This is a genomic window from Corallococcus terminator (assembly GCF_049194865.1).
GTDB classification, from domain to species: Bacteria; Myxococcota; Myxococcia; order Myxococcales; family Myxococcaceae; genus Myxococcus; species Myxococcus terminator_A.
The window spans coordinates 86,126-110,751 of the sequence record NZ_JBLZWL010000071.1 but is presented as its reverse complement, the minus strand read 5'-3'; the positions used below and the strand labels follow the sequence as shown (position 1 = coordinate 110,751).

The 24,626-nt window shown below is 68.4% G+C and carries 24 protein-coding genes; 6 read left to right on the top strand and 18 right to left on the bottom strand.

Going from position 1 to position 24,626, the window contains the following annotated elements; genetic code table 11:
* Positions 1 to 6 precede the first annotated feature (6 nt).
* Together ACN469_RS22295 and ACN469_RS22290 are read right to left on the bottom strand one after the other, a co-directional pair.
* Positions 7 to 486, bottom strand: a complete 480-nt coding sequence (locus tag ACN469_RS22295) for a cupin domain-containing protein (protein WP_498770758.1) — start codon at positions 484 to 486, stop codon at positions 7 to 9.
* 21 nt (positions 487 to 507) lie between these two features.
* On the bottom strand, positions 508 to 1,002 hold the full coding sequence (locus ACN469_RS22290; RefSeq protein ID WP_498770757.1) for a hypothetical protein: 495 nt from the start codon (positions 1,000 to 1,002) through the stop codon (positions 508 to 510).
* Between the two features lie 298 nt (positions 1,003 to 1,300).
* Here ACN469_RS22290 and ACN469_RS22285 point away from each other — a divergent pair, with 298 nt between their 5' ends.
* Complete coding sequence (locus ACN469_RS22285; RefSeq protein ID WP_498770756.1) at positions 1,301 to 2,566, top strand: serine/threonine-protein kinase; 1,266 nt, start codon at positions 1,301 to 1,303, stop codon at positions 2,564 to 2,566.
* A 148-nt stretch (positions 2,567 to 2,714) separates the two neighbouring features.
* Here the strand turns inward: ACN469_RS22285 and ACN469_RS22280 are convergent, their stop codons facing one another.
* Together ACN469_RS22280 and ACN469_RS22275 are read right to left on the bottom strand one after the other, a co-directional pair.
* Positions 2,715 to 3,095: a helix-turn-helix domain-containing protein gene (locus ACN469_RS22280; RefSeq protein ID WP_498770755.1), complete on the bottom strand. Its 381-nt coding sequence runs from the start codon at positions 3,093 to 3,095 to the stop codon at positions 2,715 to 2,717.
* A gap of 185 nt (positions 3,096 to 3,280) precedes the next feature.
* Complete coding sequence (locus ACN469_RS22275) at positions 3,281 to 3,808, bottom strand: hypothetical protein (protein ID WP_498770754.1); 528 nt, start codon at positions 3,806 to 3,808, stop codon at positions 3,281 to 3,283.
* Positions 3,809 to 4,174: 366 nt separating this feature from the next.
* Between ACN469_RS22275 and ACN469_RS22270 the strand changes: the two genes are divergently transcribed.
* Positions 4,175 to 4,444, top strand: coding sequence for a hypothetical protein (locus ACN469_RS22270; RefSeq protein ID WP_498770753.1), 270 nt, complete (start codon positions 4,175 to 4,177; stop codon positions 4,442 to 4,444).
* A gap of 28 nt (positions 4,445 to 4,472) precedes the next feature.
* Here the strand turns inward: ACN469_RS22270 and ACN469_RS22265 are convergent, their stop codons facing one another.
* Positions 4,473 to 4,862 carry a response regulator gene (locus tag ACN469_RS22265; RefSeq protein WP_498770752.1) on the bottom strand — a complete coding sequence of 130 codons (390 nt, stop codon included), beginning with the start codon at positions 4,860 to 4,862 and terminating at the stop codon, positions 4,473 to 4,475.
* Between the two features lie 297 nt (positions 4,863 to 5,159).
* On the opposite strand from ACN469_RS22265, the gene egtB reads away from it, so the two are divergent.
* Both egtB and egtD read left to right on the top strand, forming a co-directional pair.
* Positions 5,160 to 6,503, top strand: a complete 1,344-nt coding sequence (gene egtB / locus ACN469_RS22260) for an ergothioneine biosynthesis protein EgtB (RefSeq protein ID WP_498770751.1) — start codon at positions 5,160 to 5,162, stop codon at positions 6,501 to 6,503.
* Positions 6,504 to 6,512: 9 nt separating this feature from the next.
* Positions 6,513 to 7,541, top strand: coding sequence for an L-histidine N(alpha)-methyltransferase (egtD, locus tag ACN469_RS22255; protein WP_498770750.1), 1,029 nt, complete (start codon positions 6,513 to 6,515; stop codon positions 7,539 to 7,541).
* 65 nt (positions 7,542 to 7,606) lie between these two features.
* On the opposite strand, the gene ACN469_RS22250 is transcribed toward egtD, so the two are convergent.
* From ACN469_RS22250 to ACN469_RS22215, 8 genes are all read right to left on the bottom strand, one after another.
* Positions 7,607 to 7,792: a hypothetical protein gene (locus ACN469_RS22250; protein ID WP_498770749.1), complete on the bottom strand. Its 186-nt coding sequence runs from the start codon at positions 7,790 to 7,792 to the stop codon at positions 7,607 to 7,609.
* A gap of 265 nt (positions 7,793 to 8,057) precedes the next feature.
* Positions 8,058 to 8,528 carry a CoA-binding protein gene (locus ACN469_RS22245; protein WP_498770748.1) on the bottom strand — a complete coding sequence of 157 codons (471 nt, stop codon included), beginning with the start codon at positions 8,526 to 8,528 and terminating at the stop codon, positions 8,058 to 8,060.
* Between the two features lie 133 nt (positions 8,529 to 8,661).
* Positions 8,662 to 9,210 (bottom strand): hypothetical protein, encoded by a 549-nt coding sequence (locus tag ACN469_RS22240; protein WP_498770747.1) that lies wholly within the window; start codon positions 9,208 to 9,210, stop codon positions 8,662 to 8,664.
* Position 9,211: 1 nt separating this feature from the next.
* The gene (bacM, locus tag ACN469_RS22235; RefSeq protein WP_498770746.1) at positions 9,212 to 9,667 is read right to left on the bottom strand and encodes a bactofilin BacM; all 456 of its coding nucleotides are present in this window, start codon (positions 9,665 to 9,667) and stop codon (positions 9,212 to 9,214) included.
* 3 nt (positions 9,668 to 9,670) lie between these two features.
* Positions 9,671 to 10,561 carry a ParB/RepB/Spo0J family partition protein gene (locus ACN469_RS22230; protein WP_498770745.1) on the bottom strand — a complete coding sequence of 297 codons (891 nt, stop codon included), beginning with the start codon at positions 10,559 to 10,561 and terminating at the stop codon, positions 9,671 to 9,673.
* A 67-nt stretch (positions 10,562 to 10,628) separates the two neighbouring features.
* On the bottom strand, positions 10,629 to 11,429 hold the full coding sequence (locus tag ACN469_RS22225; RefSeq protein ID WP_498770744.1) for a ParA family protein: 801 nt from the start codon (positions 11,427 to 11,429) through the stop codon (positions 10,629 to 10,631).
* Positions 11,430 to 12,366: 937 nt separating this feature from the next.
* Complete coding sequence (locus tag ACN469_RS22220; RefSeq protein ID WP_498770743.1) at positions 12,367 to 12,690, bottom strand: hypothetical protein; 324 nt, start codon at positions 12,688 to 12,690, stop codon at positions 12,367 to 12,369.
* 4,638 nt (positions 12,691 to 17,328) lie between these two features.
* Positions 17,329 to 17,463: a hypothetical protein gene (locus tag ACN469_RS22215; protein WP_498770742.1), complete on the bottom strand. Its 135-nt coding sequence runs from the start codon at positions 17,461 to 17,463 to the stop codon at positions 17,329 to 17,331.
* A 3-nt stretch (positions 17,464 to 17,466) separates the two neighbouring features.
* Between ACN469_RS22215 and ACN469_RS22210 the strand changes: the two genes are divergently transcribed.
* The gene (locus ACN469_RS22210) at positions 17,467 to 18,351 is read left to right on the top strand and encodes a hypothetical protein (protein WP_498770741.1); all 885 of its coding nucleotides are present in this window, start codon (positions 17,467 to 17,469) and stop codon (positions 18,349 to 18,351) included.
* 52 nt (positions 18,352 to 18,403) lie between these two features.
* On the opposite strand, the gene ACN469_RS22205 is transcribed toward ACN469_RS22210, so the two are convergent.
* From ACN469_RS22205 to mnmG, 5 genes are all read right to left on the bottom strand, one after another.
* Positions 18,404 to 18,796 (bottom strand): VOC family protein, encoded by a 393-nt coding sequence (locus ACN469_RS22205; protein WP_498770740.1) that lies wholly within the window; start codon positions 18,794 to 18,796, stop codon positions 18,404 to 18,406.
* Positions 18,797 to 19,010: 214 nt separating this feature from the next.
* Entirely contained in the window at positions 19,011 to 19,463 is a 453-nt protein-coding gene (locus tag ACN469_RS22200; RefSeq protein WP_498770739.1) for a hypothetical protein, read from the bottom strand.
* 51 nt (positions 19,464 to 19,514) lie between these two features.
* Complete coding sequence (locus ACN469_RS22195; protein WP_498770738.1) at positions 19,515 to 19,679, bottom strand: hypothetical protein; 165 nt, start codon at positions 19,677 to 19,679, stop codon at positions 19,515 to 19,517.
* Positions 19,680 to 19,835: 156 nt separating this feature from the next.
* Positions 19,836 to 20,489: a 16S rRNA (guanine(527)-N(7))-methyltransferase RsmG gene (rsmG, locus tag ACN469_RS22190; RefSeq protein ID WP_498770737.1), complete on the bottom strand. Its 654-nt coding sequence runs from the start codon at positions 20,487 to 20,489 to the stop codon at positions 19,836 to 19,838.
* A gap of 98 nt (positions 20,490 to 20,587) precedes the next feature.
* On the bottom strand, positions 20,588 to 22,435 hold the full coding sequence (gene mnmG, locus ACN469_RS22185) for a tRNA uridine-5-carboxymethylaminomethyl(34) synthesis enzyme MnmG (protein ID WP_498770736.1): 1,848 nt from the start codon (positions 22,433 to 22,435) through the stop codon (positions 20,588 to 20,590).
* Positions 22,436 to 23,310: 875 nt separating this feature from the next.
* Here mnmG and ACN469_RS22180 point away from each other — a divergent pair.
* Positions 23,311 to 24,531, top strand: coding sequence for a multidrug effflux MFS transporter (locus ACN469_RS22180; protein WP_498770735.1), 1,221 nt, complete (start codon positions 23,311 to 23,313; stop codon positions 24,529 to 24,531).
* The last annotated feature ends 95 nt before the right edge of the window (positions 24,532 to 24,626 follow it).

Genomic DNA, 24,626 nt, shown 5'->3' with positions numbered 1-24,626 from the left:
GCGCGGCTAGGGGCGGGTCCGAGACAGCCGGCGCATCAGGTCCGCGTGCGCGGGGTGCTCGGACACCAGCGACTCCGGGGTCGGCATCTCCCAGTCGGAGAAGTCGAAGCCCGGGGCCACCGTGCAGCCCACCAGCGAGTACGCGCCCCGAGACTCCGCCGCCTGCAACACGCCCGCGGGGACGACGAACTGGGGTTGCTCGCCCTTCGTCACGTCGCGTCCCAGCATCACCGCCTCCAACCGCCCGTCAGCGCCCACCAGATACAGCGCGAGCGGCGCCCCCTCGTAGGCGTGCCACACCTCGTCGGACGTGACGCGGTGCCATGCGGCGAAGGTGTCCCGGGTGAGCAGGTAGTAGATGGCCGTGCTCGCGGAGCGAGTCCCCCGAGGGGTCTCCACCTTCAGCGCCGCGCGGTACATCTCCTTGTAGAAACCACCCTCGGGATGCGGCACGAGGCCCAGCCCGCGAATCAGCTCATCGACCATGGGCGGGGAGTCTACGCGCCGTCAGCGAGGCAGCGGGGTGGCGACGTAGTCCGTCCCGTTGTCCGCGTGGCATCCATGACAGGTGTCATGTCCCCGGCCGTAGTAGTTGTCGTCGTAGTCCGGCCCGAAGCCCTCGTAGAAGACCCACGTGTTCTTGCCCGAGCCCGCGGACACCTTCACGTCGAGCGCGTGCCCGCGCACCGTCCTCCCGTCGGACTCGAACAGCTCCTTCACCGTGATGCTGCCCACCGGGTGCGTGGCGTTTCCCGCCGCCATCGACTCAGCCAGCAGCGGGTTGAAGAACACGCGGACCTTGTCCCCGTGGGAGTTCACCGACTTGCGCGGCGCCGGCTCCGCGAGCCACTCCCGATAGCGCCCCTGCCGCACGAAGGCGGTGATGCCCGCCTCCGACGTGTCCAGCTCCCCCACCACGCCCAGCCCTTCATCCACCGAAGAGGAAGGGCCACAGGCGACCAGCAGCAAGAGCACGACGCACGGCGCAAAGCACAGTCTCACGGAGGGGACCTCGTGACGTGACGGCGGGCCCTGGGCCCACTCGAAGGGTGTCGTCCCCTCTACGTCGCCGCGCGTCCCGTGGTTACAGCCCGGAGGGGCTTGGATTCCAGGAGGGTCCTCCGTCCTCCAAGCGCGAGCCCCCTACCTGTTCCATCTTCCAACGTGGAGCCACCCTGTTAGGTTGTGACCCAGGAGGTCGTCACCCATTGTTCCAACCCAACCCCCGGGTCTTGTCGATGATTGCCCTCTTCTCCCGCCCCGCCACCCCACCCTCGGTCACCGTGCCTCGGAGGTCGCCATGACGACAGGCCATCCGCTCGCGCTGCGTCCGGGGATGAGGGTGGGCCCCTGGCGCGTCCTCGGGCGACTGGGACAGGGGGCCTTCGGCGCGGTGTTCCAGGTGGAGCACGGCGGTCGGCTCCATGCGCTCAAGTTCGCGCTGCGCGCTCCGGGCAGCGAGGACCTGGACCGCACGGACGCGCGAGCCGTCCGTGAGCTGGCGTGTCTGCTCCATGCCGTGCACCCCCACGTCGTGCGCGTCTGGGCCCACGGGCGCTGGCCGGATGCGCGCACGGGCTTTCACTACGTCGTGCTCGACTACGTGGAGGGCACCACGCTGGCCGCGTGGGTGCAGCGCGAGGCCCCCTCCGCGCGACGCGTGGCCCGCCTGTTCTCCCGACTGGCCCGGACGCTCGGGGAATTGCACGCGCGCAACGTGTTCCACCGCGACCTCAAGCCCTCCAATATCCTGGTGCGCGCCGTCGATGACGCCCCCGTCCTCGTCGACTTCGGCAGCGCGAACCACGCCGAGTCCCTGCCCCTCACCGAGGGCCCGCTCCCACCGGGCACGCCCCAGTACCGCAGCCCCGAGGCCCTGCGCTTCCACCGCGAGCACCACTCGCAGCGCGGCGCGCGCTATGCCTTCCGCGCCACGGATGACCTCTACGCGCTGGGCGTGACGCTCCACGAGGTGCTCACGGGCACACCGGCCTTCTCGCCCACCCTGCCTCGCGAGGTGCTGGCCGAGCACATCGAGACGCGCATGCCCGCCCCGGCCTCCACGCTGAACGCGCGCGTGCCCCTGTCTTTGGAGGCCATCACCCAGCGACTGCTCCGCAAGCGTCCCGAGGACCGGTTCCCGGATGGCGGCGCGCTGCACGACGCGCTCGAGGCGGCGCTGAGCGACGCGACGTCCGACTGGGACCGGCCCCTCTTCTCGCGCCCGCCTCCCGAGCGACACGAGCCCGAGCCGAGGTACCTCTCCGTCAGGCCCGTGCCGATGATCCGCAGACCTCCGAGGAGAAACACCCCGTCCGGAGGCTCGCGGTCCCACCAGGCGAGGCCCACTCCGTCTCCGTCCGGAGAAGGAACCCGCGCACCGGGTGCGCCCAAGGCGCGGCGTGAGCTGATCATCACGCTGAGGCCCTGGGTGTTGGGCGCATGGGTCGCGTTGCTCCTCCTCGCGGGCTGGGCGCTCTCCGCCCTGCGCTGCGCACCCGAGGGCTCCCGCTCGGAGCACCTCGGCTCCAGCAGTAAACCCGGGGACTTGCGCGCCTCTCCGTGAGCCGGGCCCGGAAGGCCCCTTCGATGGCTCACGATGGCGGATCCACGCATCCAGCGGATCCACGGCGGGCTCCAGCGGACCTCCACACCACCAGGTCCGCGAGCCCCAGACCGGGCCCCCCGCGCTCATGGAGCCGGGGCCCGGGGCCTCACTTCTTCTTCTGCTGCATCGCGGAGGCGACCAGGTTCATCAGCTTCAGCTGCACCGGGGACAGCTTGCGCAGGTTGCGCATCAGCCGCCGCATCTCCGGCGTGTCGTCCTCGCGAGACTTGCCGCCCGTCTTCTCCTTCGACGGCGGCGGCGCGGCCAGGTCATCACCCAACCCCAGCAGCTGGTGAGGCGGAACATTCAGCACCACGCACAGCCGCCGCAGGTTCTGCACGCTGGGCAGCATGTGGCCTCGCTCCAGACGGCCGTACACCTCCGACGCCATGCCAATCCGCTCCGCCACATCGGCCTGCGTCAGGCCCATCCGCACCCGGGCAGCCCTCGCCGCCGCGCCCAGCATGCTCGCCAGTTCTGTGTCCATGCGTGTGTCAGTCGTCCACGAAAGAAGGGCCCCGCTCCAGGCGCCTCGCAAGCCCCTAGATAACCCTGAAGGTCGGGTACTTTCACCATACCTTCAGCGTTTTTTCAAACGCGCGCCGCCCCTCGCGCACGTCTGTCGCGGCCTCCTGCTTCACTCGTGTCCGCGCCTCGCGCACCATCATCACGTCACGGTGCGGACGACACGCTCTCCTCCACATCCATCAGCGCGCGACGTCGCTCCGCCGCGGTGAAGAGCAGCGCCAACGGCAACCCGAGGAAGACGGCGTGCAACACGATTTGGGGGAACTGCGGCACGTCGAGGAACCACGGGTAATAGCCGCGCGCGATGAACTGGAAGTCCACCAGCCACACCGCGATTCCGAAGAGCATTCCCACCGCGGCCTGGAACTCCCAGCGTCCTCGTCCATCCGGCGGCAGCATCGCGTCGAGGAACGAATAGAAGACGCCAACAATCGCGGACACGGCCAGGTGGATGCCCACGCCCACCAGCACCAGCGTGCCCAACGGGAAGCCTTCACCGAAGACGCGAGGCCCCAGCACCGTGCCCGCGGACATGCGCACCGGCCGCATCGGACTGTCGCCCGAGGCCAGCGCCATCACCACCTCCGCCAACCCCAGCACCACGCCCGCGACCATGCCGAACAGCAGCCCGTTCGTGGCAGACCAGGGGGTGTATCCGCGCCGCGCCGCCATGGCTTCTCCTTGTCTTGTCGGGGCCGCGTCCCTCCCCGTGTGTCAAAACGTGAGCACGCGGCCTTCGGGAGGGCAGCCAGAGCACGAGGACGGCTCGGGGCGCCGCCTCCCCACCGGCCACGCGGGCGGGCCCGTCCCCGCCCACCGCGAAGCCACCGACGCGCCCCCACGCACGCTCCCTCGCTCCACGCCCGGGCAGGGGGCCCCTCGGCGGCTGTCGTTTCTTCCGCCCCGCACGGGCCCTCCTCTGTAACTCCTTCAGAGTCGAAGCATCTGCCCCGCAGCTGGCGGGGACACACGGGGCGGATCCGCGCGGGCACGGCACTGGCAAGGGGGAGACACCGAAAGGACCGTCGCCCTCGGAAGATGCCTCAGCTCCGTCCCCGCCTCCCAGGACCGCACCGCATCCACTACTCGCCCCAGGCGTGGCGAGAGGTGGGCCGCATGAGCGCGGAGACCTTCGGCGCGCTCCAAGGCGCGCTGGAGCGACTGGGCGACGGCCTGGTGCGCGAGGCGCCCTCCGAGGCGAGCGGCACCGGCCGACACGAGGTGCCGCGCCACGGACTGGTCCTGGACTACACGTGGGACGAGCGCACGCGCACGCTCACGTTGCTGTCGCTGGAGCGCGCGCCGTGAGCACCCGGTGCGCGGGCGGCGGCGGCACTCAAGCGGCGATGGGCAGCATGCTCCGCACGGCCTCCAGCAGCTCCTCCACGGAGAAGGGCTTGCGCAAGAGGCCATTGGCGCCCGGCGGAATGTCCGTGGTGACGGCGGTGAGCACCATCACCGGAACGTTGCGCAGCCGGGGGATGGACTGGCGACGCGCGAGGAACTCATGCCCGTTCATCTCCGGCATCATCAAGTCGAGCAGGATGAGGCGTGGCACGTAGCGCACGTCGGAGAGCTCCTCCATCGCCTCGCGTCCATTGGTCGCGATGGTGACGTCGTAGCCCTCGCTCTCGAGAATCTCCGCGATGGCGGCACGGATGTCGTCCTCGTCCTCCACGACGAGCACGGAGCTGTGCTTCGCGACGCTGACCATGGCCGACAGCATAGAGGCCCCGTCCCCCTCACCGCGACCCGGTGTCTCGCGCGACACGGCGATAGTGGACAAAATCGTGCGTGCGCGCGGCGCCAGTCACGCATCTCCCCAGGGAGGATGCGCTCTCATGCTCCGCCGGGCGTGCACGCGAGGCGTGGGGGAATGTCACGGGTGGGGTGGCGGCGAGGTGACGGAGCACGGGCCAGGTCGGCCGCTCACCACGGAAACGTACATTCCCGCACGAGAGCCTCGGGCCCCAGGGGCCCGGGACTTACCCGCGCGCCCTTTCACTCCCTAGCTTGAGGTGCCATGTCCCGCACGACGGACAGCTCGATGACACGACACCCTCGCGGTGGAACGGGAAGGGCCTGGAAGGCTCGGGCGTGGGCCGAGCTGGAGACGGCGCGCGCGCGGGTGCTGCGCATGCTGGCCGGCCTGCCGGAGCACGTGCTGATGAACCAGCACTCGCCCTTGATGTCGCCGCTCATCTGGGACGTCGCGCACGTCGCCAACTACGAGGAGCAGTGGCTCTTGCGCGCGCTCGGCGCACCCGCGCTGACGGACCCTGCCTTCGACGCCATCTACGACGCCTTCCAGCACCCCCGGCGCACGCGCGCCATGTTGCCGCTGCTGCCGCCCGAGTCCGCGTTCGCCTACGCCGCGCGCGTGCGTGAGGCCGTGCGCGCGCACCTGGCGGACCACGTGCCCGAGGACAGCGACGCGCCCCTGCTTCAAGACGGCTACGTCTTCGGCCTGGTGGCGCAGCACGAGCAGCAGCACGCGGAGACGCTCGCCGCCACGCTGCAGCTGATGACGGACGTGGAGTACCGCATCGTCTCGACGCGGCCCCACCCGCGTCCCGTGCCCATCTCCCGGCAGCCCGTCCTCATCCCCGGCGGCACCGTGCGCCTGGGCAGTGAGTCACCGTGGGCGTACGACAACGAGAAGCCCGCGCACGTGCGCGAGGTGGCGCCCTTCCTGATGGACGCGCACCCCGTCACGAATGGGGACTACCTGGCCTTCGTCGAGTCCGGGGGCTACGACGACGCGCGCTGGTGGCACCCGAAGGGCTGGGACTTCGTGCGCGCGGAGCAGCTGCGCCATCCGCAGTTCTGGCTGCCGCAGCAGGGCGGACGCTGGCTGCGCAGGCGCTTCGGACAGGTGGAGCCGCTGCCCTCGAACGAGCCGGTGCAGCACGTGTGCTGGTACGAGGCGGACGCGTACGCGCGCTGGGCGGGACGGCGGCTGCCCACGGAAGCCGAATGGGAGACGGCGGCGCGCGGCTCGGATGGGGTCTCGCGCGAGCACCCGTGGGGTGACGACGCGCCCACGCTCGCGCACGCCAACCTGGGCGGCGACACGTGGGGGCCCGCGCTGGTGGGCAGTCATCCCCAGGGCGTCAGCCGCGACGGTGTCTGGGGTCTCCTGGGAGATGTCTGGGAATGGACGGCGAGCGACTTCCAGCCCTACTCCGGCTTCCGTGCGTACCCCTATCGCGAGTACTCGGAGGTGTTCTTCGGCGACGACTACAAGGTGCTTCGAGGAGGAGCCTGGGCGAGCGCGCCCGTGGCGGTACGCAATGGCTTTCGCAACTGGGATTACCCCATCCGTCGGCAGATTTTCGCCGGCTTCCGTTGTGCGTCAGAGGTGTGAGGTGAAGCGATGAGGTCGACAGTGCAGCCAGTGGAGACGACTTCGGGCGAGGGGACGCGGGGCGTTCCCGGGGTGAAGGTGGAGGTGTATGTGAAGCCGGGCGACGCCAAGCGCGCGCTGCGGCAGGAAGCGCTCCAGGGGTTGTGCAACTCACCCAAGGAGCTGTCACCCCGGTGGCTCTATGACGAGCGGGGCAGCCAGCTCTTCGACGACATCACCCGCCTGCCGGAGTACTACCCCACGCGGCGCGAGCGGGAAATCCTGCTGGCCCACGCCGGGGACGTGGCGAGGCTGAGCGGCGCGACGACGCTCATCGAGCTGGGCAGCGGCACCAGCGAGAAGACGCGCCTGCTCCTGGATGCGATGGAGGAGGCCGGACAGCTGTCGCGCTTCGTGCCCTTCGACGTGAGCGAGGCCTTCTTGCGCCGCGCGGCGGCGACGCTGGCGCGCGAGTACCCGGGCATCACCGTGCACGCGGTGGTGGGTGACTTCGAGCACCACCTGTCCTGTCTGCCCTCGGGTGGACGACGGCTGGTGGCGTTCCTGGGCGGCACCATCGGCAACCTGAAGCCGACGGAGCGCGCGCGCTTCCTGCGCGAGCTGTCCGCGGGCCTCCAGCCCGGCGACGGACTGCTGCTGGGCACCGACCTCATCAAGGACCGCCATCGCCTGTTCGCCGCCTACAACGACAGCGCGGGCGTGACGGCCGAGTTCAACCGCAACGTGCTGCGCGTGCTCAACCGCGAGCTGGGCGCGGACTTCAACCCGGACGCCTTCCAGCACGTCGCGCCCTTCTGCGAGGACAACTCCTGGGTGGAGATGCGCCTGGTGTCGCAGCGCTCGCAGTCCGTCTGGCTGTCCTCCCTGAAGCGACGGGTGGACTTCGCCGAGGGCGAGGTGCTGCGCACGGAGGTGAGCTGCAAGTTCGAGCAGGCGCGCGTCGAAGCGGAGCTGGACGCGGCGGGGCTGGGACTGGCGGCGTGGTGGACCGACAGGGCTGGCGACTTCGCCCTGTCCCTCGCGCTCAAGCGCGGCTGAGCTCCACGGACTCGGACCTGGGGTCGGGCCTCACCCGGCCACCAGGTCCGGACTGCATCCGACGATTAGCGTCGGGGGTTGCGACGGGACTGCACCCGGACGGGGATGGGCTGCGGCTGGGGACGCGTCCAGGCGAACCACAGCGCGGCCAGCACGGTGACGGCGAGCCCTCCAGCGGCGAACATCCTCTCCCCCAACGGGCTGAGGTCCACGGTGGCAAGGTGAAGGGGGAGCATTCCGGTGAACGACATGCGGGGAACTCCTTGCGGGGCGCTGCGTGGAGATCCGGATGATGGGCTGGGGTGTTGACCCATCACGGGCCGGCGAACGACAAGGTTAGGGACTCGCGACGAAATCTGGAAGTCCCCGTGCAACGAAGACGACGCGGCGTGCACGGAAGTGCACCCCTCGTCCCAACCACGGAGCCTTCAGGACCATCCCCTCATCCATAATGAGATGGACGCCCGTCGCGCGCGGAATGTTCAGCACCGCGCCACGCCTGCCTGCTCCCTGGCTTCAAACCGGGAGCGCGCCACCGAGCTGCCGCTCCTGCAGCACCTTCGCCAGCTCCACCTTCATGCACCGGTCCTGGACGACGCGGATGCCCGCGCGGGCCAGCTTCTCCGCCGCCGCGTCATTGCGGATGCCCAGCTGGAACCACACGGCGCGAGGCTTCTTCGCGAGCAAATCCTCCACGTGCGCGTCGATATCCTCCGGGCGACGGAACACCTGCACCAGGTCCACCTCCCCGGGGATGTCCGCCACGGCGGAGTACACGGGCCGGCCGAGGATGGGCTCCGTCTCGCCGTGCACCGACACGGGGACGATGTCGTAGCCGTGTTTCTGGAGGAACGCCGGCACCGAGTACGCCGGCTTGTGCGCCTGCGCCTCCGAGCGGATGCCCAGCACCGCCACCCTCCGGGACTGCTCCAGCACCTGCCTCACGCCCGCGTCGTCCTCGACGAGCTTCGCTCTCCAGTCGTCCATGGCAACCTCCTGAGAGGCAACCTTGCCACGCACGGCCCTGGCGGCGACTCACTGGACTGGGGGAGCAGGCACGTTCCGCGGTGCGAATGGACCCTGGAGGTCCAGCGAGCAGGGGAGCACCCCGCCCCAGCGGCTACTTGCCCTGCGAGGGCTGCACTTCGATTTCGCGGCACGCCTCGGTGGCCAGCCGGACGTCTTCCGGCGAGGCGCCGGGCAGCGTGGCGCAGAGGAACAAGTCGTTGCCCACGCGGCGGGCCCCGAAGAGCGCGGGAGACGGGAGGCCCACGCCACCATCCCCGAGCTTCGGCGCCATCGTCACGCGCAGGAGCGAGTAGGTGTCCTTGGACTCTTCCTGGTCCAGTGACACCTCGAAGTTCTTCGACTCCTCGCGCACGCGGTCCGCCAGGGCATCCACGGTGGGCAGTTGCTCGCCCTGGCCCCGGCGCAGGTCCACGCGCAGCACCGGGCGGCCGGGCGGGCCCGCCTGGAAGCTGTCATCCGGAGCGACCTGCGCGGACCAACCGTCCGGCAGGGGCACCTTCACGCCGGAGCGGGGAGTCTGCGCGGCGTCGTCCGGAGAGAGGGCGCCGGAGTCGGCACCCTCGTCCTTGCAGCCCTTGCAGCCGGACAGCAGCGACAGCGCCAGCACCAGGGCTGGCGCGATGTGCGCGTGCTGGCGCACCTTACTTCTTCGACTCGCCGCCAGGAGGAGGAGGACGCGAGGGCGCATTGCCACCGATGTTCTCCATCTTCAGCGTGCCCTCGAAGATGACGCCCTTGTCCATGGACAGCGACGGCGTCTCTAGATTTCCCTTCACGCGGCCCGGAGTCTTGAGCTCGATGATCTGGGTGGCCTTCACGTTGCCTTCGACCTGACCGTTGATGATGACGGTGCCGGCCTGGATTTCGGCCTGGACCTTGGCGCCATCCCCAATGACGAGCACGTCCTTGGTGATGATCTGCCCCTGGAACTTTCCGTCGATGCGGACCTGTCCCTCGAAGGTGAGCTTCCCCTCGAACTCGCTTCCCTTGCCCAGAAGCGTATGAACCTCACCAGAGCGCTGCGACACGGATTCCTCCTCCCGCTTGAACAGGGGCTTGCTGGGTGAATCGTCTTTCTTCCCGCCAAGGAGCGCCACGCGCTACTCCTTCCTGAGCAGCTTCAACAGTCGGTCCAGGTCATCGTAGGAGAAGAAGTCCACCTCGATGGTGCCCTTTCCGGGGCTTCGTTCGGTCAACCGGACCTTGGTCCCCAAGCGGCGTTGGAGCTCCTCCACCAGGGACTTCACCTGCGGGCTCTGCTTCTGCGGCGTCTTGCCCGCATCCTTCTTGCCGTGGGTGCGACTCTGCTGGACCAGCCGCTCCGTGTCACGCACGGACAGCTTCTTCTCGGCCACTTGCTTGGCCAGGTTTTGAAGCTCGGGCAGGCGGGGGACGCCCAGGAGGGCGCGCGCGTGGCCCATGCTCAGCGAACCGTCCGCCACCATCAGCTTCACATCGGCGGGCAGCGCGAGCAGCCGCAGCGCATTGGCCACCGTGGAGCGCTCCTTGCCCACGCGCTGGCTGACCTGCTCCTGCGTGAGGCGGAACTCGTCCGTCAGGCGCTTGTAGCCTTCGGCCTCTTCAATGGGATTGAGGTCCGCGCGCTGGAGGTTCTCGACCAAGGCCAGCTCGAAGGCCTGGACCTCGGTGACGTCCTTGATGATGGCGGGCACTTCCTTGAGGCCCGCGGCCTGGGAGGCGCGCCACCGGCGCTCGCCGGCGATGAGCTTGTAGCCGCCGTCCCCGTCCTTGCGAACGAGGATGGGCTGGAGGATGCCCTGCGTCTTGATGGACTCGGTGAGCTCCTTGAGCTTCTCCTCGTCGAAGTAGCGCCGGGGCTGGTCCTTGTCCCGGTGGATGGCTTCGATGGGGAGCTTGAGGACTCCGGCCTTGAGGGCGGCCTGCTCGGCGGCCTTGCCGGGAGCGGCCTGGGGGATGAGTGCGGAGAGCCCACGACCGAGGGCGCGCTTCTGCGTGTCTGCTTTCACCAAGTCAGGACTCCAGCGCCGCGAGACGACTCACGGCGGGCAGGGGCGACGCGAGGGCTCGCGGAGGGCTTCACGCCACCCGCCGGCGGGGCGTCTTGGGAGTGTCGCGCTTCATCAGCTCGCGGCCGAGGGCGAGGTAGCTCTCGCAGCCCTTGGACTTGATGTCATAGAGGATGATGGGCTTGCCGAAGGACGGGCACTCGGACAGGCGCACGTTGCGCGGGACGACGACCTGGAAGACCTGCTCCTTGAAGTAGCCGCGCACCTCGTCCACGACCTGGTGGGCGATGTTGGCGCGAGCGTCGAACATGGTGAGGAGGATGCCCTCCATCTTGAGGTCGGGGTTGAGGCCCTGCTTCACCAGTTCGATGGTGTGCGTGAGCTGGGAGAGGCCCTCGAGCGCGTAGTACTCGCACTGCAGCGGGATGAGGACGGAGTCCGCGGCGGACAGGGCGTTGAGGGTGAGCAGGCCGAGCGAGGGCGGGCAGTCGATGATGATGTAGTCGAACTCGGAGGCCAGGGGGCGCAGGGCGTCGCGGAGGCGGAACTCGCGGTTCTCCATGTTGACGAGTTCGACTTCGGCGCCGGTGAGGTCGGGGGTGGCGGGGACGACCTGGAGGTAGCGCAGCTCGGTGGGGTGGAAGAGCTCCTTCATGGGGCGACCATTGAGGAGCGCGTCGTAGATGGTGCCGTGGAGCTTGTCCTGCTTGAGGCCCAGGCCGCTGCCGGCGTTGCCCTGCGGGTCCATGTCCACCAGGAGCGTGCGGCGCTCGGCGGAGGCGAGGCTCGCGGCGAGGTTGATGGCGGTGGTGGTCTTCCCCACGCCACCCTTCTGATTGGAGATGCAGATGATTCGACCCACGAGCCCCATCCTCTCTCTTGCCCGGCGAGAGCCAGGCGCCGTGCGTGATGCGGTGCACGACTGCACGCTGATCCGCTGCTAGCACGCGATTCGGTGTTGGATCAAATTCACGGCGCTCCTGGAGTGACGACTCTTTTCGAGGGCGCCCGAGCAAGCCGGAAGGCCTGATTCCGGAGACTTGGACGCACGGTTTCCTACGTCCAGAACCCGGCCGACCGGGCGTTCGCATCCTGGATTCGAGTGGTGGGCGGAGGCTGCTCGGATGCCCTCCATATAAGGAGGCGCAGGGGGGGTTCTGGATGAGGCCTCACATGAACGGGTCCGCCAGCTCCGTTCACCATGAGGCCGACCGAGACCGCCTTCATCGACGGGTGGTCATGAAGGACGGTGCGTCCGCGGTCCCAAGTGGCGACCTCTCTTGGTGCGTTGTTGGACGCCCTCGCTTGAGTTGGTTCGCCACGGCACTCGCCCGTTCGACATGGAGCGCAGGCCAACCGCTGACCGGCGTCCCGCTTTCACTGCGGTTCGATGAAGCGCGGTTCGACCGCCTTTTGATGTGGCGCGGACCGGTTCGTCTCCTCCATCGCCCGTTCGACCTTGAAGCGCGGCCACCGCCCTGTGCGACGACCCTTCACCGATGCGTCATCCATGAGCGCCGCCACGCGAACCGGCTCGCCATCTCCTTGAGCGCCCACTCCCCGGTGCGCGAGTCCATCGACGCGTCATCATCGAGAGACTCCTCATGAACCGGCTCGCAGCCTCCATCGAATGCGAGCCATGAAGCGCGGTGGCGCAGGTGAGGCACCCGTTGATGCGCCTTCATCGGGAACCGCCGCACGAACTGGCTCCCGTTCGACATGCGGCGTGGCGCGACGACACTTCGATGCGGCAACCATCCGTTGCTGAGTTGCCGCGCGTCTTCTCAGGAACGAGCGCGTCACCTCCATCACCCGGTCGGCATGCGGCCCGGTGCGGCCACTCTCCGATGCAGCTCTTGGCGAGGAGTCAGCATCAAGGGCCTCCGCATGAACCCGTTCGCCGCATCCATCGACTGCGCGCCATGAGTCGCCGCACGACCACCCTCCGGTGCGGTGCCCATCGATTCGCCATCATCGAGAGCCTTCGCATGAAGAAGTTCGCCGCCCTCATCGGCAGCACCTGGACGACCTCCGTGCGGTGGTGCCAACCGATGCAGCGTGAACCGGCTCGCCACCTCCATCACCTGTTCGATGAAGTGGGTGCAGCCGTATTCGCTGATTCGTCCCGCCATCAGCCTCCTGCCAGAAGCGGCTGCCTGAACTGACCCGCCGCTTCACCGGCCCGTTCGACACACCATCCAGTGCGCGAGCCCCGCGCCGTCATGAACCGGCGCGCCACCTCCATCGCGCTCCACATGAAGTGACACACGGGTCTCCGCGATGAGCGCCGAAATACAGGTGACCTTTCGGCTCCATCCGGACGCGAGGCCACGGACCTCCACGCCGGTCCACCTGGCCCCAGCTCGCGCCGCATCCAGGTAGCCAACCCGTGGCGGACATCCTCAACCGTGAGCGACTCGGCATGCGTGGATGTCGCGCACCACGCTGCCCAAGGCACGCCCCTGACGTGGTGCCGATGCCGCGAAGTCATCGAAGCGTTGTTCGGCACCAGCGCGTGAACTGACGGTCCACCGCGCAGCTCTCCCCACGCTGAACCCGGTGAGCCTGAGCGCGCCGCATCGCCACAACAGGGAACCGAACCGGCACACGCTCCACGTTGAAGCCGACGCTGCACCGGTCCGCATGCGTCCTCATCTCCGCCACCCGGACCCGCCGCGGTCACGCCACCTGTTCCACGTGGAACTCAACACGAGCTCATCGCCACCTCGGCGCGCATCCGGACCTCTTCTCGTTCCGCATGGAACCCGGCGGCGGCAACGCGTGCCGAAGTGGCCCACCGTGTTCGTGCCGTGCCGTTGTCCGAACCCATCGACCACGACACCCGCTCCACGTGGAACATCACATGCGCTGAAGCGCGCATCGGATGCACACGCGAACGCCACATCGGTGCACGCCATCACGGCGCTCCACGTGGAAGAGGCGGCAGGACTCAACGACGTCCGCCAGGTCACGCGGACTCACGCACGGCAACCACGCATCAGGCATCTGCCGGTCCACGACATCGGTTGGAAACCAGTGGCCCGATGCCTTCACCGATGCCGCCCTCTCCTTCCGGCTCATCACCGCGTTCCACGTGGAACACGGCACATGGTGCCTTCAAGCCGTCGCGAGAGCCGCCACGCGAGGTCGCCTTCTTCGCGGTCCTCAGCACCACATCGAGAAGACCGCGAACCTGTCGCGGTCATCACCACACTGGTTGCTTCCACGTTCCACGTGGAACACGACACCCGCGCTCAGCCACCACCGCTCGGCCGCTTTCTCGTTCCACGTGGAACACGACTCGCGTCACCTCAACTGCTCGCGATGCCACCACGCGAGGCCTCGTCCATGAGCCTCACCAGCCTTCATCCATCACCACGTTGATGAGGTGACGGCACCTGGTTCGCGGCACCACGTGAACTGCTCCCGCGTTCCACGTGGAACACGCGGGCATCAAGCACCACGGTCACCGCGATTCATTGCGCCCGTCAGACGTCACCGCGTTCCACGTGGAACACGGCACCGTGTTCAGCACGGGTTTCGGCCGCTCACGCTGACCGCTTTCTCGTTCCACGTGGAACACGACTCGCGTCACACCAACGTCGCTCGACCTCACGCATGGCGCGGGGCGCGGACATCGTGGAGCACTCGCTCAACAACGTGTCGCGCGCTGCCTCTTCCGTGTTCCACGTGGAACACGGACGCGCATGCATGACGGCCCGCCCAGCACCGTTCGTTGGACCCTTCGCGCCAGTTCACGCACCACCTGGTTCCACGTGGAACACGACCCACTTCATGGACCCGCGCGAGGTCTTCACCAGCCACTCACTTCGCGACAACACGTGGCGACGAGCGCATCACGTGAGCCTCCGGATGCCCGCCTCAGCGGTCCGCTGATGAGGTGGCGAAGCACGGTCATCACGACATGGAACGAGCTGCGTTCCACGTGGAACACGGATGCGCTCCGGAGCACCTGTTCGTGAAGACGTCATCGGGTCGCGCCGTTGCGCATCTGCTCAGCGCGTCCTTGCCCAAGCCCATCAACTGGCGCTGCGCTCATCCTCGAACCCGTTCCACGTGGAACACCGTGCACGGCATGCACGGCGAACCATCAGCCACCGCCACCACGAAGCGCCTTCCCAGCCACCTCATCGGCAAGGCGAGGCTGGCAATACGCGGCGTGCTTCCAAGCCTCTTCTCGTTCCACGTGGAACACCGCGCACGGGCATCTGTGGCGGGCCGAACCTTCCAACGAGTTGTCCGGCACAGGCACGTGAAGAGACCTTCGCGGAGACCTCGGCAACCACGTGCGGTCGGCACGCCGCGCTCATCCAGGCCGCTTCTCGTTCCACGTGGAACACGGCATTGCTGGTGGGCCGAACCTTCGAACGAGTTGTCCGGCACCGGCACTTGAAGAGACCTTCGCAGCGACCTCTTCAACCAAGTGAGGCGTTCATCCGGGCCGCTTCTCGTTCCACGTGGAACACGGCATCGCGGATGGGTCGAACCGTGAAGCGCGTTGTCGGCATGAGCACGTGAAGGAACTTCGCGGCGACCTCCTCAACCCCGGGCGGCCAGCACGCGACCCCATCCAGGTCGCTTCTCGTTCCACGTGGAACACGCCGCACGGCATCGCGGGCCAGCTGGGGCTTGTCGCGAGTCGCCCTGCGCGGCATCGCGAAGCGTCGCCTTCAACCAGGTGCGGACTCCAAGAAGGGCTCACCCCAAGCTCGTCGCCGTTCCACGTGGAACACGGCATGCGGACTCGCTGGATGACTACGGCTTCCGTCGAAGCGCCATGCACGCCACCACGAAGCGCCTCATCGACCCGTTGCGGACACCTGGAGGAACTCACCCAGGCTCCGTCGCCCCTCCACGCGCCGGCACTGGATGGATGGTGCCTCACGCAAGTCGGCATGAAAGGCACCGCGAAGTGACTTCGCCCGCGTGAGGCCGGCACGCGGCGCTCATCTGAACCCTTCGCCGTTCCACGTGGAACGCGACGCGCGGCAAAGCTCGGTGGCGCGGCCTTCACGCAAGTCGATGAGCACTGGCATCGCGGAGGAGCTTCTCGGCGACCTCGCGAAACAGGGTGGAGGCGCGGCACCCGCGCGTGAGCACCGGCGCACGGATGTGGATGGGACCACCACGATGCCGCTGCGACTGGGCGCCTTCGTTCACGCGATGCAGCCTCCGCGGGCACTCATGACGGGGCGCACGGATGAACCCATCGCCACGAGCACCACGGGTCGGCGACCTCTCCAGAAGGACCAACGCGTCGCACTCACCACATGGACTCGTCTCCGTTCAGGCACTGAACCTCACGCGAGCCTTCCTGGTTGGAGCGCCACCCAAGGCACTGCTGCAGGAGCCGTGCGGTGAAGTCGGCTCACTCCTTCTTCGCGCCACCCAACGGAGCTCATGCTCGGCATCACCAGCGAAGCACCCCTCCGCAAAACTGACCAAAGGACCTGGACGGTTCGCGAACTCCATCGCTCGCGACATGGGAAGGAGGCTGAAAGTGACGGACGGCATCCACTCCCCTGCCCCATCCACTCCCCGCATCGAAGGCCCGCGAACGAGAAGCTCAAGGAGCCCTCACGCGAACGGACATCCAGTGGCCACGCGAAACGGGTGCGCTCACCTCCCCGGCCGCGCGAGTCCCCCTGCCGCACCCTCACCCGACCGGGTTCGGCGGTCGCCTCGAAGGTTCGCGCCAACTCCCGTCACCGCGAGCACCCCACCTCCAGCACACGCGACACAGCACCTGGGCTGAAGCGCGCGCCTCACAACCAAGGCCTCCATCAGCCCTGACCGATTCGGCTCAAGTGGCTCTCGCGATGGAGCCCCAGGCTTCCACCGCGAACCGCCTGAGTGCGGACCGCTCACGTGGGCTGGGGCACAAGGAGTCCGAACCATGGTCACGAGCATCCGGGATGCGCCCGTCGAACGGTCTCATAGGCTTCGTGAACTCCAGCCACGAGCGCCACCCTCACGCGCGGGTTCAAGCACCTTCGGGTCGCGACCCCTCACTTCAAGACGACGACTCCGAACTTCACGGTCGGAGCCCGCGCTGACACAGAGCCGCGTCGGCCCTGTTCCACGTGGAACGAGCATCAACCGGGGCTCGGAACTCCGCGAACGCAACGGGCCTCTCGTGCACCTGCTTGGACGCTCGCATCAAGTCATGACAGCCGTGCAGGGCTGAGCATGCAGGCGTGCTCCTGCTCCAGCCGGATGAGCCCGCGCTGTCCGTCTCACTCCGGCATGCAGCCCCGCGCGGAGCTGGGAACTGAGCAGGCCCCTCCGAGCTAGCGAACCTCTGAGACAGGCGTCCTTCCAACGCGGGCTTCGTGAGGACGAGAGCGCTCAGTCATCACGGACTCGACCCGGCATCCGTCGCGAACGGTCTTCGCATCACGCGCACGCTTCGACACCAGGAGCCTCGAAACGTCGCGCCGCGCGCACCGAAAAACCTCCGAGCGATGAGTGGCCACACGGCTTCGTGCGCCGGAGTCCGCGCCCTGGCTCCGAAGCTCGTCTCATCACCTCACGCTCCACGAACAGACAGGTCCACCCCTGGGTCTCTCGCAGGTCGAGTGAGCAGCCCAGCAAGCGAGTGCTCTCGCACCTCACTTCGCCCCCAATCGAAGCAGACGCGAATCACCCCATCGCTCACATGAAGGAACCCCCAGCCCTCCAGCTCCCCCAGCAACCCACCCTCCCCTGCCCGCGTACCGAGCCAGCTTCCGCGCGACTGGCAGGTCGAATCACAGCCCGGCAACCGCGGCGCTCGAACCCTTGCGATAGTGCATGAGCCACATGACGACGGGCTTCGCGCCACGCCGCATCGCGGGCATCGTCCGCGACGACACGCGAACCTCCACCATCCTCCGAAGGCTCACTCCGTGCTCCCGCTCCAGCGCTGGCTGTCCCCCGAGGAAGCCGCCGAAGTGCTCCGTCCCTACGCGGCCTTCCGGCAACGAAGCGCCGGCAACGGCATGGACGTGGACCCCCTCGTCCTCTCCGACGGTTTCGCCAGCAGCGGTGCCGGGCTGTTTGCAGGCGGACGCGTCTCGTCACTCAGCTTGGAGAACAGCCGAGGCTCGACGTTCATCGACGGCGACCTGGTCGTCGATGGCTGGCTCGAAAACCCAGGCGGACTCGTCTTCGTGCGCGGCAACCTCATCGCGCACACCGTCTACACCTCCGAGTACCTCGTCATCCTCGGGGACCTTCGAGTCCGCCGCCTGTTCGGCGAAGACGAACCCCTGGGCACCTGCGTCTTCGGCGATGCCCACGTCGAGAGCGCCATCTTCTCCCACAACCATCAATTCAACGTCTGGGGCACCGCCCACCTGGGCGAGGAAGCGCATGACGAAGTCCACGGACGCGAAGCAGTGAAGCGACGACTCGTCGACTGGGGCCTGCTCTCCGACGCGCGACAGGAAGCACCGCTCGACATGGTCCGAGAAGGACTGCGCGGACTCGCCGAATCATGGGGTCCGCTCTCCGATGAACTGGCCTCGCTTCGATACACACCGAAGCCCTCGGACTTCATCGCGGAGCCTCCGGCTCGCCCCACCCGTCCCGCCGTCATCCTCGAGCTGGAGCAATGGTTCGCATCGACTCCCCTGCCCCAGCGACAACAGCTTGAAGCGCTGCGCACGCAGTGGCTCGCTCGACTCAGCGACCCCACGGTCCGCGAGGAGGCACGAAGCTCGATTCGCAAGCAGCTCAACTCGAAGAAGCTCATCGCGGACCGCGACGCGCTTTTGCGCGACCTGGAGTAACCCCCAAGGAGAACCCAGACCTCGACGGCCTCACCGGACGGACTCGCACGGCTCAGCGCGTCCACTCACCCTGGTAGAGCACGACGCGATATCCATCGGGGTCCTCGAAGGTCTTTCCGTGCACATCCCAGTAAGGGTTGTGCGAGCGCACCGGAGGGAAGCCCGCTTGCACCATGCGCTTCACCCGCGCGTCCCACTCCGCGCGCAGCGGCACGTAGAAAACCAGCAGATGGTCCGGCGAAGGAGAGCGAGGCGCCTCGTGTCCGCGCTCCACCGTGAACTCCAGATGGTACGGCGTACCCACCTGGCCGAGCATCACACCGTCGAAGCCCGCATGGTCCTCGAAGCCTCCCACGAGCTCGAAGCCAAGCCCCTCTCGATAGAACCGCACCACCGTCGAGAGGCTTCGCGTCGGTCGAGCGACTCGCAGCTTGCACATCTCCATCCCAGCTCCGTCCTCACCACGAGCGAACCCGGTGAAGGCTCGCGCGTCTCGCGGTCGTGACGCGTGCGCGCTCAACGACGAGCAGCACCCGGTGCACGATGAAGTCGCGGGAGCATCACGCCATCCCCGGCGCGCGTGTTCACACACGGCAAGGCAATGGCAGAAGTCCAACGCATCAGAGACAGCGCCCTGGGCGAGCCCCTTCGCCGCCAGCTCACGGATTCGGAGGAGACACGGGCTCCACGAAGTACGCCTGTTTGTGTCGAGGCTCGGAGTCATACGCGGCGGCCAGCTCCCGCGCGCGCTGCTCTCTCCGAAACACGGCCACCTCCGCCCGGTTGCCGTGCTCATCCTGCCGAATCACGGCCCAACCCTGACGCGGACGAGACTGCCGCACGGGCGGCGTTCCACGCTGCTCGACGGCGTACCACTGCTTGTGCGCCCGAGCCTCCATCCGACGCGCCAGGCACTCCGCATGTCCTCGGCTCGTCATCACACAGACATCATGTCGATGGCCCGTGTCGTCCTGCCGGTACACCGCCCAGCCATCCATCAGCGGCGGCGCTCCTGGGTTGGCCCGCCACACGACCTCGTCGCGCCACCAGTCGAGATGCGCGAGCGCATGGCTCAGCTCCTCCTCCGAGGTCACGACATGCAACTCATCCACGACCTCCAAATAGGAGACGAAGAACTGGAAGCCGCAGTCCGCGCGCCAACCTCAGGAGGCAGTGGGTCCAAGTCCATCACCCTCCACGTCTCGGAGATGCGGAGGTCCCCAGCGTCGCTCGAACTCGGCGCGAGACACTCGCGCGACGGCGGCCATGGGCAGTGTCGGCTCGTCGTCACCCCAGACCACCGGCCGGTCCGTCGGAATCGGCTGCATGCGAGCCACCTCCATCCTGAAGCTAACGAGGTCCCTCCCCGCATGCCCGCCGGCTCGCCCCCACGACACATCCTCAACTGATACTGGATGGCAGTTGTCCACATGGCGCCACGCGCGCACCTCCACCGTGCACGCGCGCGCCCAGGCTCCCCTGCCCTACTGCTTCGCGAACACGGCGACTTGACGCTCGGCGCCGGAGAACGGCAGCCGGTACGCCCTCGCGGAGACCACTCGCAGCTGTCGCTCCTCGGCGCGCGCCGCCAGCTCCGCGTCCGACTGCGACTTGCCGAGCATCGCCACCACGCGGCCGCCCGGCTCCACATACGCAGGCGCCAACGCCAGCCAGTCCGGCAGGTCTCTGAACGCTCGCGCAATCAACAGCTCCGCGCGCGGAATGCCTTCGGTCTCCGGCGTCCCTTCCGCGCGCGCGTGCAACCCGCGCACGCCCTGCAGCCCGAGGCTCGCCGACGCGGCCTTGATGAACGCGACCTTCTTGCCCACCGTGTCCACCAACGTCACGCCGAGCGCCGGCAACGCAATCTTCAACGGCAGTCCCGGGAAGCCCGCACCCGCGCCCAAATCCAGCAACGACGCCGCGCCCGTCACCTCCGGCAGCACCGCGAGCGAGTCCAGGAAGTGCTTCTCCAGCACCTCCTCCGGCGCCGTAATCGCCGTGAGATTCACCTTCGCGTTCCACTTCAGCAGCTCCGCCATCAGCCGCTGCAACCGGGGCCCGACGTCCTCGCCCACCGACACGCCCAGCGACTGGCAGCCGGATGCCAGCAGATCTACGAACCTCGTGTTATCCACAGCACCTCCACAGCCCAGAGGGTCATAACCCTCCGGAATCATTCAGGGGATTTCCATCCCGAAAGTTGTCCACACGTTGTCCACACCCCCTGTTCTGATCACTCCAGGGGTGTCTCGCCGCCGCCCGAGGGGCCTGAGACGCGCTTGAGCGCCACCAGCAACAGCGACACGGCCGTGGGCGTCAGGCCTGGAATCCTCCGCGCCTGACCCACCGTCGAAGGCCGGTGCGCGCCGAGCTTTTCGGCCGCCTCCTTGCTCAAGCCTCGCACCTCCGTGAAGCGAAAGCCTTCCGGAATCCGCCACCGGTCCGTCGCCTCCGACTCGCGCGCCGCCGCTCGCGCCGCCTGGGCGATGTAGCCCTCGTACTTCACCTCCACCTCCACCTCCTCGGCCACGTCCTCCGCCACCACGGGCCAGTCCGCCCTCCCCTCCCCCAGCTGCACGTACGTGACTTCGGGCCGCTTCAACCGCGCCGCCAATCCCGTGCGCTTGAGCCGCGCCACTTCCCCCGCCACCTCGCGCCCTCGCGACTCCGCCCGCTCCAATGCCTCTCGCGGCAACAACCCCACGCGGTGCCCGTGACGCGCCAGTCGCAGGTCCGCGTTGCCCTCGCGCAATCGCAGCCGGTGCTCGGAGCGGCTGGTGAACATGCGGAACGGCTCGTCCACGCCCTTGGTCACCAGGTCATCCACCAGCACCGCGCCATGCGCCTCGTCGCGGCCGAGCAGCAGCGGCGGCTCGCCCTTCACCTGAAGGCCCGCGTTGAGCCCGGCCCACAGGCCCTGGAACGCGGCCTCCTCGTAGCCCGAGGTTCCGTTGAGCTGGCCCGCGAAGAACAGGCCGGCGACGGCCTTCGTCTCCAGCGTGGGCTTGAGCTGCGTGGGCGGCGAATAGTCGTACTCCACCGCGTAGCCGTAGCGAATGACCTCCACCCGCTCCAGTCCGGGGATGGTGCGCAGGAAGTCGAGCTGCACGTCCGCGGGCAGGCTGGTGGACAGGCCCGCCGGGTACACCAGCGGCGAGTCCGGCCCCTCGGGCTCCAAGAACACCTGGTGCCGCTCGCGGTCCGCGAAGCGCACCACCTTGTCCTCCAGTGACGGGCAGTAGCGCGGCCCCCGGCCGACAATCTCCCCCTGGTACAGCGGCGAGCGGTGCAGGTTGTCGCGCAGCACGCGGTGCGTCTGGAGCGTCGTCGCCGTCATGCCGCACGTCACCGAGGGCTGACGTGGGAATGGGACGCCTCGGGCCGACTCCTCGCGCGTGCGCCAGGAGAACGGACGCGGCGGGAAGTCGCCGTGCTGCGGCTGCACCGCGTCCCAGTCGATGCTCGCGCGCGCCAGCCGCGCCGGTGTCCCTGTCTTGAAGCGGCCCAGCGTGAAGCCGAGCGCGCGCAGCGAGTCGGACAGGCCGCGAGCCGCGTCGTCACCCAGCCGACCGCCGACCTCCTTCTTCTCCCCCACGTGCATCAGCGCCTGGAGGAAGGTGCCCGTGGTGAGCAGCACCGCCGACGCGGACACCTGTGTGCCGTCGCCGAGCAGGACGCCCGTCACCCGCGCGTCCTCGACGACGAGCGTGGAGACCTCGCCCTCGCGCACGGTGAGGTTCGGCTGGGTGAAGAGGACGGACTGCATCAGGGCCGAGTACTGCTCGCGGTCGCACAGCACGCGCGTCGCCTGGACGGCGGGGCCCTTGGAGGCGTTGAGCGTCTTGAAGTGGGTGCCGGCGAGGTCCGCCACGCGCCCCATCTGTCCCCCGAGCGCGTCCAGCTCCCGCACCAGGTGGCCCTTGGCGGTGCCACCCACGGCGGGGTTGCAGCTCATCACCGCGGAGCGCTCGCGCTTGAGGGTGATTCCCAGCGTGGCCAGGCCCAGGCGCGCACAGGCGAGCGCCGCCTCACAGCCCGCATGGCCCAGGCCCACCACGATGACGTCGTACTGGAGTCCCATCGCTCACGAGGGTCGCCGGAGGGCTTCGGGACCTGACGCGGCCCCCGCTCCGTCAAGGCACCGAGCACCCTGGCTCCGCGCGCCGCGACCTGTGAGGTTTCCTATGTCTCCGGTGCGCCCCCTTGGCAAGCAAAGGGAAGGTTTACGGGAGCGCGCGAGGCGGGCAGTGGGAGGGGTTGAGGGCTGCCTGCCTCGCGCGCACCGGCCATCCTCCAGAAGGTCAGTCCCGTGCAACGGGCTTTCCCTCCGGCCTGGATGGCGATTCAAAAATGTCGGGCGGGCCCGAAGGCGTCGCCGGTACCACCAGGGCCCGCGCTTCCCCGGCGCGGCGCCCCATCCCCCCTTGCGCGCGAGAGGGCCCCTGCCGCCTCGCGCGCTTTCACTTCATGGTGTCGCACACACGGAGGGCGGACCTGGGACCGTGGCGGTGAGGGCGCGACGGTAAACTCGAGCTCGAGACTCCTATGGGTCCTGCACCCCCGTGTGCGCGACGGGGATATGAATAGCCGAGGGGTCTGACATGCCGGCTTTCGCCTGACCGGCTCCTCTGGGGGGTGAGTCGGCGTGAAGGTGGGTCTCGAGCCCCTCCCCTTCTCCGCCGCCGTCGTTGTCTCCTAAAGACGTTCGAAGGGGTGGCGTGTGACGCCCGCCCGGGGATTGTTCCCGGCGTGGAACGCTGCGTGGTGGTTCGTGGTGCTGGTCAGCCAGGGCCCGCGCCGCTATCCAGCGTCGACGATGATGAAGCTCCGGAGAACCTCCCAGGGAGTCGCCACCGCGCTGCTCGCGAGCGGCCCGCCGAGGGGGCGTCTGCTCGACCTCCGGAGCCCGACACGAACTCGCGCGCGCAGCGGTGCGCGCCTCACGCCTGGGATGGCATGAACGCCCTCACGAAGAAGTCGCCTCCGTCGAGCACCTTGTCGCTGGAGCTGCTGCTGGGGACGCTCACCGCGTTCGCGCCGCTGTCCATCGACATGTACCTGCCCGCGCTGCCACGCATCGCGACGGACTTGCAGTCGACGCAGTCCATCATCCAGCTCACGCTCGCGTCGTGCTTCGCGGGGCTGGCGCTGGGGCAGCTCTTCACCGGGCCGCTCATCGACCGCTTCGGCCGGACGCGGCCGCTGTACGCGGGGCTGGCGGTGTATGTGCTGGGCTCGCTGGGCTGTGCGCTCGCGCCCACGGCGACGGCGCTGGTGGCGATGCGCTTCTTCCAGGCGCTGGGTGGCGCGGTGGCGTTGGTGGCGCCACGCGCGGTGGTGCGGGACTTGTGGTCCGGCGCTGAAGCGGCGCGGACGATGTCGCGCTTGATGCTGGTGGTGGGCGTGGCGCCCGTGCTCGCGCCGCTGCTGGGTGGCTTCGTGCTCCAGCACACGAGCTGGCGGGTCATCTTCATATTGCTCGCAATCATTGGCGCGGTGGCCCTGGTCGCGACATGGAGGGTGTTGCCGGAGACCGCGCCCGAGCACTCCAAGACAAAGAGCATGCGCGCGCGCCTGGGCGAGTTGCTGCGGGACGCGGACTTCGTGGGCCCGGCGCTCGCGGGCGGCTTCGCGTATGCGGGGATGTTCGCATACATCGCGGGCGCTCCGTTCGTGTTCATCACGCTGCACGGGGTGAGGGAACAGGACTTCGGCTGGTTCTTCGGGGCGAACGCGGTGGGGCTGGTGGCGATGGCGCAGCTCAATCGCAAGCTGCTGCGTCACATCCCATTGCACCGGCTGCTGCGTCTGGCCTTGACGCTGTATGTGTTGACGGCGGTGGGGGTGATGGCCGTCACCTGGAGTGGGGTAGGGGGCTTCTGGGGGATTGCCGCCGCGCTGTTCCTGTTCGTGCCGACGCTCGGGCTGGTGGGCCCGAACTCCGCGGCCATCGCGCTGGAGCGGCACGCCGCGCACGCGGGGCTCGCGTCCGCGATGCTGGGCGCGCTCCAGTTCACCGCCGCAGCCTCCGCGTCGTGGGCGGTGAGCGTGCTCAATGACAACACCGCGAAGCCGATGGGCGGCGTGGTGCTGGCGGCGGCCGTGCTGGCGTGGCTGTCTGGATTCCTGGGCCACCGTGCGCGCTCGCGAGCCGCGAGCACCGCTGTCAGTCATTGAGCGGAGGCAGGAGAGGGCAGGGGAGTCGACGCGAAGCACGGCGCGCGCGGACATGAAAAAGCCCCGAGGCGCCACGTGGGCACCTCGGGGCTGAT

What these genes read in the sequence shown, in the direction of transcription:
- ACN469_RS22225 (WP_498770744.1), bottom strand. Translation starts at nt 11,429, where the DNA reads ATGGGGCTCGTGGGTCGAATCATCTGCATCTCCAATCAGAAGGGTGGC.
- ACN469_RS22275 (WP_498770754.1), bottom strand. Translation starts at nt 3,808, where the DNA reads ATGGCGGCGCGGCGCGGATACACCCCCTGGTCTGCCACGAACGGGCTG.
- ACN469_RS22180 (WP_498770735.1), top strand. Translation starts at nt 23,311, where the DNA reads ATGAACGCCCTCACGAAGAAGTCGCCTCCGTCGAGCACCTTGTCGCTG.
- ACN469_RS22245 (WP_498770748.1), bottom strand. Translation starts at nt 8,528, where the DNA reads ATGGACGACTGGAGAGCGAAGCTCGTCGAGGACGACGCGGGCGTGAGG.
- ACN469_RS22220 (WP_498770743.1), bottom strand. Translation starts at nt 12,690, where the DNA reads ATGGCGGGACGAATCAGCGAATACGGCTGCACCCACTTCATCGAACAG.
- ACN469_RS22265 (WP_498770752.1), bottom strand. Translation starts at nt 4,862, where the DNA reads ATGCTGTCGGCCATGGTCAGCGTCGCGAAGCACAGCTCCGTGCTCGTC.
- ACN469_RS22195 (WP_498770738.1), bottom strand. Translation starts at nt 19,679, where the DNA reads ATGCAGCCGATTCCGACGGACCGGCCGGTGGTCTGGGGTGACGACGAG.
- ACN469_RS22280 (WP_498770755.1), bottom strand. Translation starts at nt 3,095, where the DNA reads ATGGACACAGAACTGGCGAGCATGCTGGGCGCGGCGGCGAGGGCTGCC.
- ACN469_RS22285 (WP_498770756.1), top strand. Translation starts at nt 1,301, where the DNA reads ATGACGACAGGCCATCCGCTCGCGCTGCGTCCGGGGATGAGGGTGGGC.
- ACN469_RS22205 (WP_498770740.1), bottom strand. Translation starts at nt 18,796, where the DNA reads ATGGAGATGTGCAAGCTGCGAGTCGCTCGACCGACGCGAAGCCTCTCG.
- ACN469_RS22250 (WP_498770749.1), bottom strand. Translation starts at nt 7,792, where the DNA reads ATGTCGTTCACCGGAATGCTCCCCCTTCACCTTGCCACCGTGGACCTC.
- mnmG (WP_498770736.1), bottom strand. Translation starts at nt 22,435, where the DNA reads ATGGGACTCCAGTACGACGTCATCGTGGTGGGCCTGGGCCATGCGGGC.
- ACN469_RS22270 (WP_498770753.1), top strand. Translation starts at nt 4,175, where the DNA reads ATGCCTCAGCTCCGTCCCCGCCTCCCAGGACCGCACCGCATCCACTAC.
- ACN469_RS22295 (WP_498770758.1), bottom strand. Translation starts at nt 486, where the DNA reads ATGGTCGATGAGCTGATTCGCGGGCTGGGCCTCGTGCCGCATCCCGAG.
- egtD (WP_498770750.1), top strand. Translation starts at nt 6,513, where the DNA reads ATGAGGTCGACAGTGCAGCCAGTGGAGACGACTTCGGGCGAGGGGACG.
- egtB (WP_498770751.1), top strand. Translation starts at nt 5,160, where the DNA reads ATGTCCCGCACGACGGACAGCTCGATGACACGACACCCTCGCGGTGGA.